At 61.8% G+C, this 18,038-nt stretch carries 15 protein-coding genes; 3 read left to right on the top strand and 12 right to left on the bottom strand.

Annotation, left to right across the window (positions count from 1 at the left end; translation table 11 throughout):
- Positions 1-559 precede the first annotated feature (559 nt).
- Entirely contained in the window at positions 560-2,284 is a 1,725-nt protein-coding gene (locus tag HGP12_RS28205) for a penicillin-binding protein 2 (protein ID WP_168879948.1), read from the bottom strand.
- 336 nt (positions 2,285-2,620) lie between these two features.
- Between HGP12_RS28205 and HGP12_RS28200 the strand changes: the two genes are divergently transcribed.
- Entirely contained in the window at positions 2,621-4,315 is a 1,695-nt protein-coding gene (locus HGP12_RS28200; RefSeq protein WP_168879947.1) for a dihydroxyacetone kinase family protein, read from the top strand.
- 134 nt (positions 4,316-4,449) lie between these two features.
- Here HGP12_RS28200 and HGP12_RS28195 read toward each other — a convergent pair whose 3' ends face one another.
- Positions 4,450-4,938 (bottom strand): NUDIX hydrolase, encoded by a 489-nt coding sequence (locus HGP12_RS28195; RefSeq protein WP_168879946.1) that lies wholly within the window; start codon positions 4,936-4,938, stop codon positions 4,450-4,452.
- Complete coding sequence (locus tag HGP12_RS28190) at positions 4,931-6,616, bottom strand: Na/Pi cotransporter family protein (RefSeq protein WP_168879945.1); 1,686 nt, start codon at positions 6,614-6,616, stop codon at positions 4,931-4,933. The genes HGP12_RS28195 and HGP12_RS28190 overlap by 8 nt, the downstream gene beginning before the upstream one ends.
- A gap of 412 nt (positions 6,617-7,028) precedes the next feature.
- On the opposite strand from HGP12_RS28190, the gene HGP12_RS28185 reads away from it, so the two are divergent.
- Positions 7,029-7,835 (top strand): MBL fold metallo-hydrolase, encoded by an 807-nt coding sequence (locus tag HGP12_RS28185; protein WP_168879944.1) that lies wholly within the window; start codon positions 7,029-7,031, stop codon positions 7,833-7,835.
- Between the two features lie 126 nt (positions 7,836-7,961).
- On the opposite strand, the gene HGP12_RS28180 is transcribed toward HGP12_RS28185, so the two are convergent.
- The 6 genes from HGP12_RS28180 to HGP12_RS28155 all read right to left on the bottom strand — a co-directional run bounded on the left by HGP12_RS28180 (position 7,962) and on the right by HGP12_RS28155 (position 14,254).
- On the bottom strand, positions 7,962-8,705 hold the full coding sequence (locus HGP12_RS28180) for a glycerophosphodiester phosphodiesterase family protein (protein WP_168879943.1): 744 nt from the start codon (positions 8,703-8,705) through the stop codon (positions 7,962-7,964).
- Positions 8,706-8,717: 12 nt separating this feature from the next.
- Positions 8,718-9,596, bottom strand: coding sequence for an ABC transporter permease (locus tag HGP12_RS28175; protein WP_168879981.1), 879 nt, complete (start codon positions 9,594-9,596; stop codon positions 8,718-8,720).
- A 10-nt stretch (positions 9,597-9,606) separates the two neighbouring features.
- Positions 9,607-10,536, bottom strand: a complete 930-nt coding sequence (locus HGP12_RS28170) for an ABC transporter permease (protein WP_168879942.1) — start codon at positions 10,534-10,536, stop codon at positions 9,607-9,609.
- A gap of 8 nt (positions 10,537-10,544) precedes the next feature.
- Positions 10,545-11,528 carry an ABC transporter ATP-binding protein gene (locus HGP12_RS28165; protein ID WP_168879941.1) on the bottom strand — a complete coding sequence of 328 codons (984 nt, stop codon included), beginning with the start codon at positions 11,526-11,528 and terminating at the stop codon, positions 10,545-10,547.
- Positions 11,525-12,538, bottom strand: a complete 1,014-nt coding sequence (locus HGP12_RS28160; protein ID WP_168879940.1) for an ABC transporter ATP-binding protein — start codon at positions 12,536-12,538, stop codon at positions 11,525-11,527. The genes HGP12_RS28165 and HGP12_RS28160 overlap by 4 nt, the downstream gene beginning before the upstream one ends.
- 81 nt (positions 12,539-12,619) lie before the next feature.
- A complete protein-coding gene (locus HGP12_RS28155) occupies positions 12,620-14,254 on the bottom strand; it encodes an ABC transporter substrate-binding protein (RefSeq protein WP_168879939.1) in 1,635 nt (544 codons plus the stop codon).
- A gap of 403 nt (positions 14,255-14,657) precedes the next feature.
- Between HGP12_RS28155 and HGP12_RS28150 the strand changes: the two genes are divergently transcribed.
- Positions 14,658-15,593 (top strand): sugar-binding transcriptional regulator, encoded by a 936-nt coding sequence (locus tag HGP12_RS28150; protein ID WP_168879938.1) that lies wholly within the window; start codon positions 14,658-14,660, stop codon positions 15,591-15,593.
- 33 nt (positions 15,594-15,626) lie between these two features.
- Here the strand turns inward: HGP12_RS28150 and HGP12_RS28145 are convergent, their stop codons facing one another.
- The 3 genes from HGP12_RS28145 to HGP12_RS28135 are packed head-to-tail and all read right to left on the bottom strand — an operon-like array spanning position 15,627 to position 18,009.
- Entirely contained in the window at positions 15,627-17,018 is a 1,392-nt protein-coding gene (locus tag HGP12_RS28145) for a sensor histidine kinase (RefSeq protein ID WP_168879937.1), read from the bottom strand.
- Positions 17,015-17,686, bottom strand: a complete 672-nt coding sequence (locus tag HGP12_RS28140; protein WP_168840459.1) for a response regulator transcription factor — start codon at positions 17,684-17,686, stop codon at positions 17,015-17,017. Before HGP12_RS28140 ends, HGP12_RS28145 begins: the two co-directional genes overlap by 4 nt.
- A gap of 5 nt (positions 17,687-17,691) precedes the next feature.
- Positions 17,692-18,009, bottom strand: a complete 318-nt coding sequence (locus HGP12_RS28135) for a PepSY domain-containing protein (RefSeq protein ID WP_246703573.1) — start codon at positions 18,007-18,009, stop codon at positions 17,692-17,694.
- Positions 18,010-18,038 lie beyond the last annotated feature (29 nt).

Here is an 18,038-nt window from a genome sequence, read left to right as displayed (position 1 = left end):
CCGTTTTAACGGATTTCTATATCAAGTCTTATGAAGGGTGAGTTGTCAATAGCCGCCGCTGCATACGGCCCGGCGCTACGTCGCCAGGTCAAATGGCAACCTCGGCGGCCACGATCTGTGCCCAAAATGGCGGAGTTGATGGAAATTGGGTGTATGGGGCTTACGCAGTCAGAAATCGAAACGCGCTAACGATCGCGGAGCAGAGCGGCACAGGTCGCAGACCAGCTGCAGAAACCAGCGCCTGCGCCGATCAGATCGGCAATTAAAAGCGCAGCTTTTTAAACGCTTCATTGGGCCGTCCTTAGCTGGCTCATGTTCCGGAAATCCATTTACTAGAATAGATCTCACGCACGCCACGCTTCATCGCCGCCGGATCGCAGGCCAACGAAAATCGCTATCTTCTTTTATGGTTCGCCCTCGCTAAGCATAGGCGGGGCTCCGGCCTACGCGCGGCCGCCGACGATTTTCGCCCCGGCGATACAGCATCGCAGCGCGTCTTTAACCAGCCCGCTGCCATTGCCTCGCCCGACATAGCGGTAGTCAACAGCGAGCTGTCCTATCAGTAGGATGCGATCAGGTTCGTTCCGAAGTCCGGCTTGACGCCAAGCAGCGGTGCGGCACGGCTGATGATGTCGTGGACCATGGGAGCCGCCGTTTCAGCGGCGAGGTTCAGGTTATGCACGCCCGTCAGCGGCTGGTCGATGAAGGCTAGCACCACGTATTTCGGGTTTTCCATTGGAAACGCCGCCAAGAACGAATTGAAGCTGAGCTTGTGCGAATAAACGCCGTGAATGACCTTGTTTGCGGTGCCCGTCTTCCCGCCGACGTGATAGCCGGGGACATCGGCGGCTCTGCCGGTACCCTGTTCGCCATTCAGCCGGAAGAGGTAGCGGATCGTGTCGCTGGTGCTCTTCTTCACGATCATCGTTTCAGTCTTTTCTGCCTCTTCCTGGGTGCGCGGAAGGAAGGTCGGCTCGATCAACTCGCCGCCGTCAATGAGGGCCGCGCCGGCGACGGCGGTCTGCATCGGCGTCGTGGCGACGCCGTGGCCAAACGCTATGGTTATGGAGTTGAGCTTCTTCCAAACTTTTGGCTGACTCGGCGTTTTCACCTCAGGCAGTTCCGTCTGCATCTTCGACAAGAGGCCGAAGCGAGTCAGATAGCTCTTCTGGACTGCCATGCCCACCTTGTCCATCATTTTGGCCGTCCCAATGTTTGATGAATAGCGGAAGATTTCCGGGATCGACAGGACGCGCCGCGGCACGTCACGGTCGTCATGGATAGTGAAGCCGCCGTAATGCAGCGGGGCGGAGGCGTCGAAGGTGTCCGTCAGCTTGACCGTGCCCGCGTCGATAGCCATCGCAATCGAAAAAGTCTTGAACACCGAGCCCATCTCATCGGTGCCGTCCGACATGCGGTTCAGCCAACCTTTGTTGCCGTCCGCCTGTGGATCGTTCGGATCGAAATCGGGGGCCGAGGCCATCGCAAGTACTTCCCCGGTGTGAATGTCAAGAATGACGGCGCCGGCCGCCTGGCTCTGGTAGCGGCCGATCGCATCCGACACCACGTCGTGGACGATGTTTTGAACACGAAGATCGAGCGAAAGGCGCACCGGTTCGAGTGTATCGCGGCTGGTCAGGCCTGTGGAAGCGAGATCCGACAGGCCTTGCGTGTCCAGATACTTCTCCATGCCGGCAACGCCATGATTGTCGATATCGACATAGCCGAGAATATGGGCGGCTGTGCGCCCGCCCGGATAGAAGCGTTTCACCTCGGGGCGAAAACCGATTGCCGGAATGCCGAGCGCAAGGATTTCGCTCTGTTCCTTCGGCGTCAGCTGCCGGCGTAGCCAGGCAAAGTGCGACCGGCGGTCGGCAAGCTTCTTATAGAGGGATTTGCGGTCGATATCGGGAAAGATAGAGGCGATTTTCTCAACCGCTTCGTCCGGATCGATCACGCGGTTTGGCTCGGCGAACATCGATACGGTGCGGACATCGGTCGCCAACAGTTCACCGTTTCGGTCGACGATATCCGGGCGAGCCGCGCTCACGCGATCCGGCGGGATCGCGGAGGTATCGGCTCTCGGCTCCAGGTCGAAATAGATGAGTTTGGCGACGATCGCCAGATAACAGACGACCAGCCCGCAGGCCAACATGATGATGCGGGCTCTTGCGAGCTTGGCCTGACCCGCAACACGCGCCGGCGGCTGCTGGCGCCACCCTGGGCCAAAGGTGATCCTGATGAGGCGACCGCTATTTGCGCCGAGGGCATGGATGATCGACATTACCGATTATTCGTAAGAGCTGGGAGGGCCTCTAGATTAAAAAACTTTAAACCGAGTTAATTAACAGGAGACTAATCATAGCCGCGCTGCTGCCATGGCGCTCGGGATAAACGGCGCAAGACCGCCACCCTGCTCGAAGGCGCATTTGATTTTTTGGCCACGGTTCATGGCATGAACGGCGATTATGCTATGGTGCGCGAGATTCTGGGAGTGGTGGGCGCAGGGTCTTGGTGGAGTGGATTTCTATGCGCATTTTGCCGCAGGTTCTCCCTTACCGAGCATAAGCGCGAGATGACTGGAAACGTTTCGACGCAAGCAGCAACGGGATGGAGGCCAATGAAGAAGCTCATCAATCGACCCATCGATGTCGTACGGGAGATGCTGGAGGGCATCGTCGCCCTTGCGCCCGACCTCGCCCTGCTGGACACGGAGAATGTCGTTGTTCGCGGCGATCTTCCCGTGGTCACCGAGAGGCCGGTGGCGCTGATCTCGGGCGGCGGCGCTGGGCACGAGCCGGCTCATGCCGGATATGTCGGACCGGGCATGTTGACCGCGGCCGTTACTGGCGAGGTTTTCACCTCCCCCAGCGTCGATGCGGTTCTTGCCGCAATCCGCGCCAGTGCCGGCCCTGCTGGTGCATTGCTGATCGTGAAGAACTATACCGGCGACCGCCTGAATTTCGGCCTTGCCGGCGAATTGGCCACCATCGAGGGTATTCCAACCGAAGTGGTCGTCGTGGCGGATGATGTGGCGCTTTCAGGCCTCGTGCCGCCCGAGCGCCGGCGCGGCATTGCTGGAACGGTGCTGGTGCACAAGATTGCGGGCGCCGCCGCAGCCAGTGGCAAGAGCCTGAAGGAGGTCGCCGCCATCGCTCGGTCCGCGGCGTCCCGCCTCGGCACCATGGGGGTCGCGCTCGGCTCCTGCATCGTCCCTGCGGCTGGCAAGGCCGGCTTCACGCTCGGCGAGGACGAGATCGAGCTGGGCCTCGGCATTCACGGGGAAAAGGGTGTCGAGCGCACGAAGCTTCTGCCCGCCGACGCGATCACCGACAGGATCGTCGATCAGATCGCAAAGGATATGAAGCTCGTCGCGGGTACCAAGGTTGCATTGCTCGTCAATGGTCTCGGCGCGACGCCGCCAATGGAGCTGGCGATTGTCGCCGGTTGCGCGCTCGCGTCTTTGCGTTCGCGGGGTCTCGCAATCGAGCGTGCCTGGAGCGGCAATTTCCTGACTGCGCTCGAAATGCCCGGCTGTTCGATTTCGCTTCTGGATCTACGCCCAGGCGATGTCGAGCTGCTGGATGCCGCAACCAGTGCCTCCGCCTGGCCGAGGGGCGGCGAAATTGCGGAAGCACCCCATATCGTGCGGGTGCCAAAGACGCCGGAGAACGAGGCTCCACTTGGCGATGCGGGTCGGTTCGACCCCAGCGAGCTCCGCCGTATCGGCCTTGCCGTCTGCAATGCGCTGGAAGAAGCCGAAGCCCATCTGACGGAGCTCGACAGCAAGGCGGGCGATGGCGATCTCGGAGCGAGCATGCTTCGTGGCGCCGAAGCTATCCGCGCCCTGCCCGACCGCGCCTGGATCAATCCCGCCAATGCCCTGGTTGCGATCGGCAATGCGCTGCGCAGGGCGATCGCCGGTAGCTCGGGTCCTTTCTATGCCATTGCGCTCACCCGAGCCGGACGCCATCTCGGAGAGAACAATCGCTTCTCGCCCGAGGATTTCCGGGCCGCTTTCGCAATCGGCATAGCTGCGATCAGCGAGATCGGCAGCGCCAAACCGGGCGATCGAACCATGCTGGATGCACTCGACCCAGCGTTGAGAGCACTTGAGGCGACTGACGGCAATGTGCCCGCGATCGAGGCGTGGAAGCGCGCGGCGATGGCAGCGGCGGACGGCGCGCGCCGTACGGCGGATATGGTGCCAAGGCTCGGCCGCGCAAGCTATCTCGGCGAAAGAGCTCTCGGAACCGAAGACGGCGGTGCCGCCGCCGTTGCGATCTGGATGGCGGCGCTGGCGACAAGTCTCTGATTGCGCGAGCGCAGGCTGCGAGTCATTCGCATCCGTTGTGCTCCATGCTCGAGCCAACCTTCCAAGGCATCCTCAGACGAGATTTGAACATGCGATTTATCCGGACCGCCATTAGGCGGCGTCCGCCGTTTCGCTCATTTGTCCGGCGCGAGAGCTGCCTCCACCCCGCGCAGCAGGCTCTTCAACTCCGGCTCGCGGACATGGGCGGCGGCTTCGTTGGGCGAGAACCATTGCAGCTGGCGCTGCCCGCGCTCCGGAAAGCGCTCGGCCAATTCGGCGACGTCAAGAAGATGGACTTGAACGATAGAGGGAACGGTCTCGCCGGTGCCGAGGACTTTGAGATAGGTGTAGTAGCCGAAGCGCTTCTTCCTGGCCTTTCCTCTGACGCCTGCCTCTTCCCAGGCTTCGCGTTCGGCGACCTGATGCGGAAGCTTCCTGTCCATCGGCCATCCCTTGGGAATGACCCATCGGCCGCTGTCGCGCGAGGTGATCAGCAGGATTTCGACATTTTCCTGCCCCTGCGCTCGCCGGTAACAGATCGCGCCATATTGTTCGATGGAGCGGCCGGCGAAGAGTTTGTCCGCCTCACCGGCCAGACGGCTAAGATAGGTCTTTTTAGTCATTCGCGGTCACGGCCGCCTGTGGGACCGGGCTTGGCGTCCGGCTCTGCAGGAGTTCGCCGCGCTCTTCCAAAACGGGATAGGCAGCGGCGGCGACCAGGTGGGAATTGATCTGCTTGAGATCACGCAGCAGATCGAGGTGAAGCGAGCTGGTCTCGGCGGTTTCGATCCCACCTTGCCGCAGGCGCTGAAAATGGGCTTCCGTTCCCTCGCGCTCCGCCTTGCGAAAAATGACCTTCTCCTCTGCCAGCAGGCGGGCGGCACTCTCGTTCTGTGTCATGAACAGGGCGGCCGTCGTCCGCAGGTTCGATTGCAATCGGTCGAACAGCCTTGCCAGTTCGAGCTGCCCCTCCTTGGAGAAGCTCAAACCCCGGCGAAGGCGCTTGGCCAGGTGCGGCAGCAGGTTCTGGTCGAGCACGTCGCCGGCATGCTCCATGTTCATCGAAAACAGCAGGATTTCGTTCAGACGCCGCCTGTCGGCTTCGCCGAGCTCATCGGGATCGATCGAAGTCAGATAGGTCTTAACCGCCGTGTTGAGGCTGTCGAGGATGTTGTCCAGCGACCGCAACCGCGTCAATGCGCGGCGATCGGTGTCCGACAGCGCCGATTTCGCGCCGGCGAGCATTTCCGACAAGACGTCGACCAGCCTCAGCGCCTCCCGCGCCGCGGCCCCGAGAGCAACGACAGGCGTCTCCTTGGCGGCCGGATCGAGATATCTCGGACGTGTCGGATCGGCCTCGTCGATTCTCTGCGGCAGCAGTTTCGTCAAAAGATCGGCATAGGGCCGCAGCAACGGCATGAAGACCACCGCCAGAACGATATTAAAGGCACTGTGAAAATTGGCGACGGCACGGCCACTGTCGCTGTCGACCATCGCCGACAGGCGCGTGGCGGGCTCCAGCAGGCCGATCACCGCGATCACTCCGACGATACGCGTCAGCATATTGCCGATCGGCAGCCGTTTGACGGATAGATCGGTGCCCGACTGCCCTTCGATCAGCGGGTTGATCGCGGTGCCTAAATTGGCACCGAGAACGAGAGCAAAGGCCTGATCGAGATCGACAAGCCCCTTGCTTGCCAGGGACATGATGAGCAGCACCACGGCGACGCTGGAATGGGCGGCCCATGTGAGGATCGCCGCAAGAAGCATGCTGAGCACCGGCGTCGCGGCGATCGCGTCCAGCACATAGGCGAGCGCCTTCGACCCTTCATACTGCGTCATCAGATCGAGCAACTGATGCAGCGCCAGAAGCATGAAGCCAAGCCCGATCATGACGCGCCCGAGATCGTGAATGCGCGAGTTCCCGATCCGCCGGAACATCAGGACACCAATGAGGATGAGCGCCGGCGAAGCGGCCGCGACGTCGAAGGACAGCACCTGCACGATCAGGGTCGTTCCCACATTGGCGCCCAGCATGACGGCAAGCGCCGGCACGAGATCCACCAGTCCGCCGGCGGCGAAGCCCGATGCCATCAGGCCGGTTGCCGTGCTGCTCTGCAGGATCGCGGTGACACCGATGCCGGCAAAGAACGCCTTCGTGCGGTTGCTCAAGGCGCGGCCGAGAAAAGAGCGGAGATCCGGGCCGAATGCCCGCTGTATGCCGGTCTGGACCATGCGCGTGCCCCACAGCAACAGGGCGATGTGGCCGGCCAAAGCAACCAGGCCGAAAATAAGCGCCATAGCGGTCCTCCGTATGTCTGTGATGCCCGGATAAATGCCGAACATCAGCATCTCGATCAACTAACCTTTTATTAGCCGACTATGTTCTTTGTCTTTACATTTTTTGCAAGACCAGATTGTCATAAAACTAATGGGAGAATCATTTTCTCTTTTAAAATCATAGTGATGAGATGACATGATTCCTGTCATTATTCATTACAGATACCCATTTCGCCTGCAAAGGCCGGTCTGAAAGCGACGATTTTCTGTCCGCAACGGTTTTGTCCGATGGGCGTTGCTTCGCCTTTTCCGCTTTGATCCGTCCGACGTCTGGCCAATATAGCATAAAAGCATCCATTTGCCGCGCGGCGGGCTCCCCGCCCGCAGGCTGGAAAGACAACGGGCTGGAAGATAAGCAGACGAGGACTTCAAGATGACGCATTTTATCTGCACCACATGCGGCACGCAGTTCAGCGAAAGCGACGAACCGCCGCCGACCTGCCCGATCTGTGAAGATGACCGTCAGTTCGTGCCCCAATCAGGGCAGGAATGGACCGACATGGCAACGCTCGGCCAAACCCATAGCCTGGTCTGGAACGAAGAAGCGGAAGGCGTTCACAGCCTGCAGCTCTCGCCCTCTTTCGGCATTGGCCAGCGCGCATTTCTGATCGAAGGGCCTGATGGCAATATCCTCTGGGATTGCCTCAGCCTCGTGGACGAGGCCAGCAAAGCCCGGATTGCCGCCATCGGCGGCTTAAGCGCGATCGCGATCTCCCATCCCCATTTCTATTCGTCGATGATCGGGTGGAGCGCGGCCTGCGGCAACGCGCCGGTCCATATCCACGCCGATGATGCCCAATGGGTGCAGAGGTCCGGCTCGGCCCTGCGCCCATGGACCGGCGAAACGCTGCGGATCGGTCAGGCGACCATGATCGGCTGCGGCGGTCATTTTGACGGCAGTTCCGTGCTCCATTGCCCCTGGCTCGAGGGCGGCCGAGGCGCCCTTTTCGTCGGCGACACCATGCAGGTCACGATGGACCGCCGTTTCGTCAGCTTTATGCGCAGCTATCCGAACCTCATTCCCCTCGACGCCAAGGCGGTCACGGCAATTTCGCAAGCCGTACAGCCGTACCGGTTTGAGACGATCTACAGCGCGTTTCCCGGTCGAACGGTGGAGAGCGACGGCAACCGCGTGGTGGAGCGCTCGGCGGAGAGATATCTCAAGGCGATCGCAAGCTAGAGCCATAATGCACCCTGGACGTCGTACACGCCGGATCATCCCAAAGGACCGATCCTGTGCTGATGCGCACCGAATCCCAGGCTATCGCCGCAAATGAGACGCTTCTGGGGTCGCCGACGGTGAAGATCATGTCGCGATCTTGGAGCGTTGCGTCAATGCGAGATCGGGGCTGTCCGAAGTTAGGCTGCCGATACCCCGCTCCAGCCAATGTCGGATGTTCGCCTCGTCGTTGATCGTCCAGACGCAGAGCCGTTCCAAAGGCAGCCTGCCGCGGATCAGATCCCATTCGGCTTCCAAAAGCTCGTGGTGGATGGCGACGACCTCCGCCAGATCATCCGCTCGGTCGATGAAGGCGGCAACCCCGCCATGCTTTTCGGCCCAGACGGCGTTAACGGAAACGAGACGCGAAATTTTTGGAGCATGACGGCGGCAATCCTCCAAAACCGAATGGTCGAAGGAGGTCAGATAGGAGCGCTCCTCGATGCCGAAACGTGCTAGTTCGCCCGCCACCCGTGCCGCAATGTCCGGATAAGGGGCTCCATTCCCGTCGACCTTGATTTCGACATGGAGGTCGATGGCTTCGTTCGGCGCAAGCACTTGCAGCACCTCAGCAAGAGTCGGAATGGCCTCGTCCGTGCCCTTTAGCCGTGTCGCCTTGCGGCCGTCGATCGACAGGTTCTCTACGGACCCGGCGCTTTCGGTGGTGCGTTCAAGGGTGGCGTCATGAATGACGACGAGCTCGCCGGCGCGCGTCAGATGGACATCGAATTCGATAGCGTCCACGCCCAGCGCGGCAGCATTGCGAAAGCCGGCGAGCGAATTTTCGGGCCAGAGGTTGCGGGCGCCGCGATGGCCGGTAATCAGGGTCATGGAGCATGTTTCCTATCGGATCGTGGGATCGAGCTTATCGCGCAGCCAATCGCCGACGAGCGAAATGGAGAGCGTTGTCAGCATAATGACGATCGCGGGCGCCAGCATAATCCAGGGCGCGCGCGTCAGATATTCGCGACCGAAGCCGACCATGTTGCCGAGACTGCTTTCCGGCGGCTGCACGCCGAGGCCGAGAAACGACAGGCCGCTTTCCATCAGGATGATTTCGGGGAAAGTCAGCGTCATGGAAACGATCAGCGTCGAGGCGACGTTGGGAAGGATGTGACGCAGGTAAACGCGCACCGGTGTCGCGCCGAGTTGCACCACCGCGGCGGCATAACCCTGAGCTCCTGCGGTAATGGCAAGCCCTCGCGCGATGCGCGCATAGCGCTCCCAACCATAGAAACCCATAAGACATACGAGCAGCAGCATCGAGGAGCCGAAGAAAGCGAGTACGGCCAGCGACATGATGAGGAAGGGCAGCGCAGCCTGGAAATCCGCGAGCATCAGGACCAGATGCTCGACGAAACCGCGGAATTGCGCCGCCAGAAAGCCAAGCAGCGTGCCGAAGATCGCAGACAGCAGCGTCGCGCCGAAGGCGATGACGAGCGACACCCTGATCGACTGAACGAGGCGCGAAAGCACATCGCGGCCGAGTTCGTCGGTGCCGAGCAGATGCTTGACCCCGCCCGGCGCGGACAGCCGGCTGGTCAGATCCATGGCGGTAATGTTGAAGGGGCGGATATGGTCGGCGAAAATTGCGGTCGCGACCATGGCCGCAAGCCACAGCAGGCAGAGAGTGACCGAAAAAGGCACGTTGCGACGCAGGAAGGAAACGAAGCCGCCCTGCTTTCGGGAGACCGGCGTTTCGATAAGATCGGCGGTAGCCATCATGTTCTCCTCAGTGTCGTGCCGCGTGCGAACGAAGGCGCGGGTCGAGCCAGCCGTAAAGCAGGTCGACGACGAGATTCGACACGACCATGGCGGCGGCGATGATGAGCAGGATGCATTGAACGACGGCAAGGTCGCGATTGCTGACAGAAACCACCAGTAGGCGCCCGATACCCGGCCAGGAAAAGATCGATTCCACCACGACGGCGCCGGCAAGCAGCGAGCCAACCATGAAGCCGACGATGGTGACGATCGGCACCGCCGCGTTGGGCAGGGCATGTTTCCAGACCACATCGCGCCATGTCAGCCCCTTGGCGGAAGCCGTGCGGATATACGGCTGCCCCATGACCTCGATCATGGCGCTGCGCGAGAAGCGCGCGAGGATGCCGATCCCGCCGATACTCATGGTCAGTGTCGGCAGGATGCCGTGCATCCAGGTGTCCTGCCCGCCCGAGGGCAGCCAGCCGAGAATGACGGAGAAGATCAGCACGAGCACCAGCCCCATGACGAAGGAGGGAATGGTAAAGCCGAGCACGGCGGCAAGGATGACGCCGCGGTCTGTGAGGCTCTGGCGATGCAGGGCGGCATAGACGCCCGCCGGAATGCCGAGAATGAGTTTGAAAACAAGGGCCGGGATCGTCAGTTGTAGGGTCGCGGGCACACGTTCCAGCACCAGATGCAGCGCCGAAGCCTTGTCGCGCATCGATACGCCGAAATCGCCGGTGAAGATCGATTTGATATAGGCGATGTATTGAACCCATAGGGGCTGGTCGAGGCCCCAGGACTTGCGGAAGGCATCGACCGCTTCCTGTGGCACATCAGGCCCGAGCATCACCAGGGCCGGATCGCCCGACATGCGCAGCACGACGAAAGCGAAGGTGATGACGGCCAGGATCGTCAGTGCGGCACGGAAGAGGCGGACGAGAACAAAGCGAATCATGATGGCCCCTATGCCGCAACCGGCGTGGTTTCACCCGCCACGACATGACAGGCGGCGGTGCGTCCACCGCCAATCTCGCGCAGTTTCGGCGCGATGGAGCGGCATATGTCGCGAGCCAGCGGGCAACGGGGATGGAAGGCGCAGCCGGATGGACGGCTTGCCGGGTTTGGCGGCTCGCCTTGCAGGATGACGCGGTCCTTGAGCGGCTTGCCGGGAACGGGAATGCTCGAAACCAGCGCCCTGGTGTAGGGGTGCTGCGGCGAACGGAAGATGACGTTGGAAGAGGCCTCCTCCATGATGCGGCCGAGATACATGACGGCGACACGGTCCGCGACGTTGCGCACTACCTTCAGGTCATGGCTGATGAAGATCATGGCGATGCCGTTCTGTTCCTGCAGGTCCCGCATCATGTTGATGACCTGCGCCTGGATCGACACGTCGAGCGCCGAAACCGGTTCGTCGCAGACCAGAAGCCTTGGTCGCGAGGCAAGCGCCCGGGCAATCACCGCGCGCTGGCGTTGACCGCCGGAAAGCTCGTGCGGATAGCGTCCCGCCTGATCGGCACGCAGCCCGACGGCGGTTATCAGCTCCGCCACGCGCATGGCATGATGTTCCTTCGGAAGCAGTTTATGGATCTCGAGCGGCTCGGCGATCTGGGCGGCGATCGTCAGGCGGCGATCGAGGGCTGCAAGCGGATCCTGGAAGACGAGCTGCATTTTCGCGCGCAGTGCCCGCCACCGCGCACTACCGTGTTCAGGCATCGGCCGGCCTTCGAAATGAACCGTACCCTCCTCAGCATCATCGATCCCAAGCAGCATGCGCCCGAGCGTCGACTTACCGGAACCGGATTCGCCGACGATACCCAGCGTCTCGCCCGGCGCGACTGCCAGCGACACGCCGTCGACGGCGCGCACCAGGCTTGTACGGCCGAAGAGGCCACTACGCATGCTGTAGATGCGCACAAGGCCGCGAGCTTCGATGAGCGGGGTCATTGCAACAGGCCCTCGTGAATATGGGATCGGATCCCGGAAGCTTCCGCGGCGGGCACGGGCCGCGAGCAGGCGAGCTTGCGTCCGTCTTCGAGCGTAGCAAGCGGTGGCCGCTCGTTGCGACAGTCCTCGACGGCGCGCGAACAGCGCGGCGAGAAGGAACAGCCCTTCGGCAGATGTTTCGGGTTCGGCACGGTGCCGCGAATGGGGATCAGCCGCTCGCGGCCACCGTCGATGCGGGGAATGGCGTCGAACAGGCCGCGCGTATAGGGATGGCGCGGTTCGGAAAAAAGCTGCTCGACACTGCCCTCCTCGACGATGCGTCCGGCATACATGACGCAGATGCGCTCGCATACCTGGCTGACGGCACCGAGATCATGGCTGATGAAGACGGTCGCCATGCCGGTCTCGGCGCGAAGCTCGATCAGCAGATCGAGGATCTGCGCCTGGATCGTAGCGTCGAGCGCCGTCGTCGGTTCGTCGGCAATCAGAAGGTCGGGCTGGCCGGCAAGCGCCATGGCGATCATCAGGCGCTGGCACTGGCCGCCAGAAAACTCATGCGGATAGGAATCGAAGCGGCGCCGCGCGTCGGGAATGCCGACCATGTCCATCAGCCGCATCGCCTCCGCCCTTGCAGCTTCGCCGCGCAGGCCGCGATGAGCGGTGAGCGCCTCGGCAATCTGCCGGCCGATGCGCAGCACCGGATTGAGGGAGCTCGACGGGTCCTGGAAGATCATGGCGATGCGCTTGCCGCGCACGTTTTCGAGCACGCTACGCTGCCCGCCGATCAGCTCGCGGCCTTCGAGCTTCACGGAGCCGGTAACATCAGCCTTGGCGGGCAACAGGCTAAGGGCTGCCAGCCAGGTAACCGACTTGCCGCAGCCGGATTCGCCGACAAGGCCGAGCGCCTCGCCCCTGCCGACGTCGAGATCGATGCCGTGGAGAACCTGCACGCCGTCGAAGGCAACCGTCAGGTCGCGCAGTTGCACCAGGCTGGAGCCGGTCGTGCTCATGTTTCATCCCCGCATTTCATTCGAAGCAAAAGACGGCCCGCGGCGGGCTTGTAACCGCCGCAGGCCGAAGCGATGAGCCGGTCAGATCGACCAGTTGGTGGATCGGAAGTCCATGGCGAAAGCCGGAGCCGCCTTCCACTTCAGCGATGATTTCATGCCGGTGAAGACGGCATTCTGATGCAGGACCTGGTAGACCGGGTCCTCGCGTTCGCAGATTTCGAGCATGCGTGCGACGGCTTTCTTGCGCAGCGCACGGTCGGTGGAGGTTTCCATGACGACGGAGAGCTTGTTCATCTCGTCGTTGCTCCAATCCTTCTTCTGCTGGACTTCGCCGTTCGGGCCGAACTGTACGACCAGGGGGGTGATCGGGTCGTTGATGCTATTGCCGGCCGACCAGTCGCGAATACCCTTGACGCCGGCCGGATCGTGGATCTGCGCCCAGTTTTCCTTCATCTGGATCTCGACGTTGATGCCGACCTGCTTCCACATCTCCACCATGATCTGGCCGTTGGCCGTCTGGTTCGTATAGTAATTGTTCAGCAGGCGGAACGGGATCGCATCGCCCTTGTAGTTTGCCTGCTTCAGAAGATCCTGGGCAAGCTTCGGATCGTATTCCGGAACCTTCCAGCCTTCGACGAACATGTCGCTGGAACGGAAGGAATCGAACTGCAGGCCGGCCGGGACGACGGTCTTGCCGCCCCAGAGCGCATCGACGATCGCCTGACGGTCGATGGCATGCGTCATGGCGCGACGCACCAGCGGGTTGGCAAGGACCGGGTTCTGTACGTTGAAGACCGAGATGCGATGGTTCCAGATCATCGAGTTTTGAACTTCATAGCCCGGAGCAGCCTGGACGGTGGCAATCTGATCCGGCGGCAGGTCGCAGGCGAAGTCGTATTCGCCCGAAAGCAGGCCATTGACCCGCGAGGCGACTTCGGGAACCTCGACGAAGCGGATCTGCGCGAGCGGCGGGCGGCCGCCCCAGTATTCGTCGAAGGCGACCAGCGTCAGCGAGACGTCGGGCTTGAATTCGCCGACCATGTACGGGCCGGTCGTAACGGGCTTGCGAGCCCAATCGGCATAGGTGGCGGCTTCGTCCCAGCTGCGGCGGTTGACGATCTGGCTGCCGAAGGAATACAGGCGGCCTTCCAGCGTCACGTCGGGCGTCGCGTTGTGGAAACGGACCGTGTATTTATCGACGATCTCGACGCCGGCGAGCGCCGGCCACAGACGACGGCCGATGCCGGGAATGGAGGCCGGCAACTCCTTGACGGTTGCGGGCTTGTGATCGTCTTCGAAAATCGTTTTGCCGCCTGCCGGCTCGGTGTTGCCGAACACGCGCTCGCGAGAGAAGGAGAAGGCGACGTCTTCGGCCGTGAGTTCATCCCCGTTGTGGAACTTCACGCCCTGGCGCAGCTTGAGTTCGAGCGTCTTGTCGTCGAGACGCTTCCACTCGGTGGCGAGACCCGGAACCGGCCCTTGATTGCCCATCCAGTCGCGCAGGATGAGGCCTTCCCAAAGATTCGGGAAGAAGACGCGCTCGCCGACGTTGGACTGCTCGTTCCATATGTCGAGCGTGTTGTTGTTGGTGATCTTCTGGACCGCAATGGTGATGGACGGACGCTTGGCCTGGCTGAAGGCGAAGCGCGGCAGTATGAGCGTGCCGGCGGTTGCGCCGAGCAGGCCGAGCGCGCCGCGTCGATTGATCGAAAGCATCGGAAACTCCTCTTGTGATGACCCCACGAGCCCCCGGAGCCGCGCGGCCTTGCCTATTAAGATCGCCTGCATGTCGCCAAGGTGACGGCTCCATGAAGTTTCGGTTAACGCCCCCAGCGCAGATGCCGCGAGAAGCGGTTTCGTCGCGCGAGACATTCGCGCGCCGAGATCAGCTGGCGCCGCATTCCTGGACACAAAGGTGCCGGACGCTCCCGCGAAAAGGCCCATAAACAAAGAGGACTCTAGCCCCTTGAGCCAGCGCGCCGCTGGCTATCGGCTCGCTGTCGATCAATGCCGCATCGCAATCGGAGATCAGAAACTCTATCGTCATGCCGAGGGCATTACGTTACATATGTTACACCTATGTGATGTTTGTAACTTTTAGCCGTTTGGGCAGGGAAATATGGAATTGCACGAGATGAAGGTCCGGGCGGCATGGCTCTACCACGTGGAAGGCCTGACCCAGGCGCAGATCGCCGAGCGCATGACCCTTACCCGCCGGCGGGTGAACGAATTGCTCGCCGCCGCCATGGAAGAAGGGATTGTCAGAGTGAGCTTCGCCTCACCGCTCACCGCTAGCATCGAGCTTGAATCGCGCTTATGCGAGCGCTTCGGCCTCGAGGGTACGGTCGTGGTTCCGACGCCGGCCGATCCGCGCCTTCTCCATCGGGCGATCGGCCGTGGCGCCGCAGCCTATCTGGATCGGCTGATCCAGGCACGCAGGCCGCGCTCGATCGGCGTTGGCTGGGGCGCGACACTGCGCGAAACGGTGAGCCACATGACACCCGCAAGCGAAGCGCAGATCGAGGTGCGCTCGATGATGGGCGGGCTGGCGCACGGCTCGGAAATCAACACGTTTGAAATCGTGCGCGGCTTCGCCCAGGTGCTGAAGGCGGAATGCCATTATTTCCTCGCTCCGATCTATGCAGAATGCCCACAATCGCGCGCGGCGATCATCTCGCAATCCGTTTTCGAAGGAATTTTCCGCAAGACCTGCGAGGTCGATATTTCCTTCCTGAGCGTCGGCGATATGACCCGGCAATCGCTGCAGGTGCGCTATGGCCTGCCGGCCGACACGGATGTCGAAAGCCTTGCCGTAGTCGGCGCGGTTGGAGACCTGCTCGGCCACTATCTCGGCGCGGACGGCAATCCCGTCGACCATCCGCTGAACGGAAAAGTGCTTGCCCCGGATCTCGTCGATTATCGCCGCATACCCTGTCGCATCCTCGCTTCCGGCGGTGCGCACAAGCAAGCAATCCTGCGCGCGGCCATCCGAGCCGGACTGGCAACGTCACTCGTTACCGATGAGGAAAGCGCCAAGCTGTTGTTATCAGCCTGACGACATCGGGCAGCAAAAGTTCTTGAAAATACTTTAGACTTCTGGTGCCATTTGCCTGTCCTTGACCAGCCGCGCCGGTAAACTGACGGTGACTGACAATCCGCCGAGATTGGAGCGGGCAAGCGTCAGCCTGCCGTCATAGGCCTCGACGAGATCCTTGGCGATCGCAAGACCGAAACCGGTTCCGGCGATGCTTTCGTCCAGTCGCCGGCCACGGCGGATAAAGGCGATCTCCGCATCTTCCGGCAGGCCCGGACCATCATCCTCGATGAGCAACTTCACTCCTTCGAGTTCGGGCAGCAGCGACAGGCAAACCTTAACCCTTCCCGTCGCCCACTTCCTGGCATTGTCGATCAGGTTGCCGGTAATGTCGGCGAAATCCGCTTCGTCCATCGCCAGCCACATCTCCGTGGGTGCCGCGAGCTCGAATTCGATCTCCCGCTCCGCCGACAGGCGCCGCATGACCGAGATAATCTTCTGCAGGTCCGCGCTGGCATCCATGACGCCGACCGTATGGGCGGCCGCCAGGCTCGCGCGGGTCTGCGCCAGCGTCCGCTTGATCTGTGCGTCCATGCGGCTGACCTCCGCCTGGATTGCCGCCGCGCGCTCTGACATGCCCTCTTCCGAAAGCATCCGCGCCGTCGCTTCGAGCGCCGCCAGCGGCGTCTTGAGGCCATGCGCGAGATCGCCGGCACGGGCGCGCGCCTGGGTCAATTGCGTCTCGCGGGAGGCCAGCAGCCCGTTGAGATCGTCCACGAGAGGCTGGACCTCGCGCGGAAACTGTCCGGTGATCTTTCGTGCGGATCGCTCTTGCACCGCCATCAATGCCGTACGGAGATCGTTCAGCGGCCGCAATCCATAGCGCAGAAATACCACGACAGCCCCGATCAGGGCGACCGACAGCACGCCAAGTGAGGGTGCCATGGCATAGAAGAAGCGCCAGCGCGCCGGCGCAAGCTCGCTATTATCGAGCGCCATGACGATATCGACGATCTGGTCGCCCGTGGCCGAGGGGATCGAAATAGACCGTTCGACGGCGAGAAGTCGGCTGCCGTTCGGCCCTTTCATATCCGTCGCCCGGCCGGCATCGCGAGGGCGGGCACGAAGCCAGGGCAGGTTCTGTTCCCAGAGCGATTGGGAGCGCAGCTCGACAGTGCCGTTGCGCCCGACCTGCCAATAGAAGCCGCCATTCGGGATGCCGAAGCGGGGATCCGTCGGCGTATCGTCGAGGAAGAGCTGATTGGAGGAATTTATGTCGACCGCCGCCAGCAGAACGCGCAGTTCCTCGTCTATCTCGGAAAGCGCGAGTGCCCTCACCGCCAGCCCGGAGATGGCGTTGATGCCGACCCCGGCAAGAAAGGTTGCAACGATGATAGCCACTACAGAACCCAGCAGCAACCGTCCCCGCAGCGAGAACGGTGTCATGACGGCGGCGCCTCGCGCGGAATGATATAGCCCTGGCCGCGGCGGGTCTCGATAATAGTCCCATTGAATTTGCGCCGCAGGCGCGCGACGACGACCTCAAGCGCGTTCGACAGAAGCTCCGTTTCCTCGTCATAGATACTCTCGGCGATTTGCGATCGCGACAGGACGGTACCGGCATTGTGCATCAAATAGGCCAGAAGCCGATATTCGAGAGCCGTGACCTGCACCGGCTGCCCGCGAAACGAAACCGTGCGCTGGCGCGTGTCGAGCTCCAGCACGCCATTGGAGAGGATAGGAGAGGATTGCCCGGCCGCGCGGCGCATCAGGGCGCGTACACGGGCCAAAAGTTCCTCCATGCGGAAGGGTTTGGTCAAATAATCGTCGGCGCCGGCATCCATGCCATCGACCTTGTCGCGCCATCCGTCACGGGCCGTCAATATGATGACAGGCATGCCGCGCCGCTCGGCACGCCAGCGTCGCAAGACCGTCAGGCCATCGAGCTTCGGCAACCCAAGATCGAGGATCACGAGATCGAAATGCTCGATATCACCGCGATACCATGCCTCTTCGCCGTTGCTTACGGTCGAGACGATATAGTGCTGGTCTTCCAGGCAGCGGCGCATATCCGCTACGATGCTGGGCTCGTCCTCGGCTATCAGAATGCGCATCGTCGTCAGCGTCTCTCGATCACGGCGAGCGTTGTGCCATCGAGCACGATATCACCACGCTTGCCGTCGGGTTTCAGCACGCGCACGGCATAGGCCTGATGGCCGGCGCGGCGAACCCGCTTGATTCGCAGCACCCGTCCAGGCATTTCGCGCGCCACGACGGCATAGATGTCGCGCAGCGGCCGCAGCGTACCGGCGTCCTCCACCAGCACGCTGTTATGCGAGCGGGCCGATGCCTCTATGCCTATGGAACTTAGCGAAGCTGCCACCAGGAGAACGGACAGTCGGCGGGGCCAGCCGGCTCTTCGCTCGAATATGCGCAACGATATCAATCCTTCTTCACACATGCAGG

It is taken from the genome of Rhizobium sp. P28RR-XV (assembly GCF_012641385.1).
In the GTDB taxonomy this organism is placed as follows: Bacteria; Pseudomonadota; Alphaproteobacteria; order Rhizobiales; family Rhizobiaceae; genus Rhizobium.
This window is presented reverse-complemented; position numbering and strand designations above follow the sequence as displayed.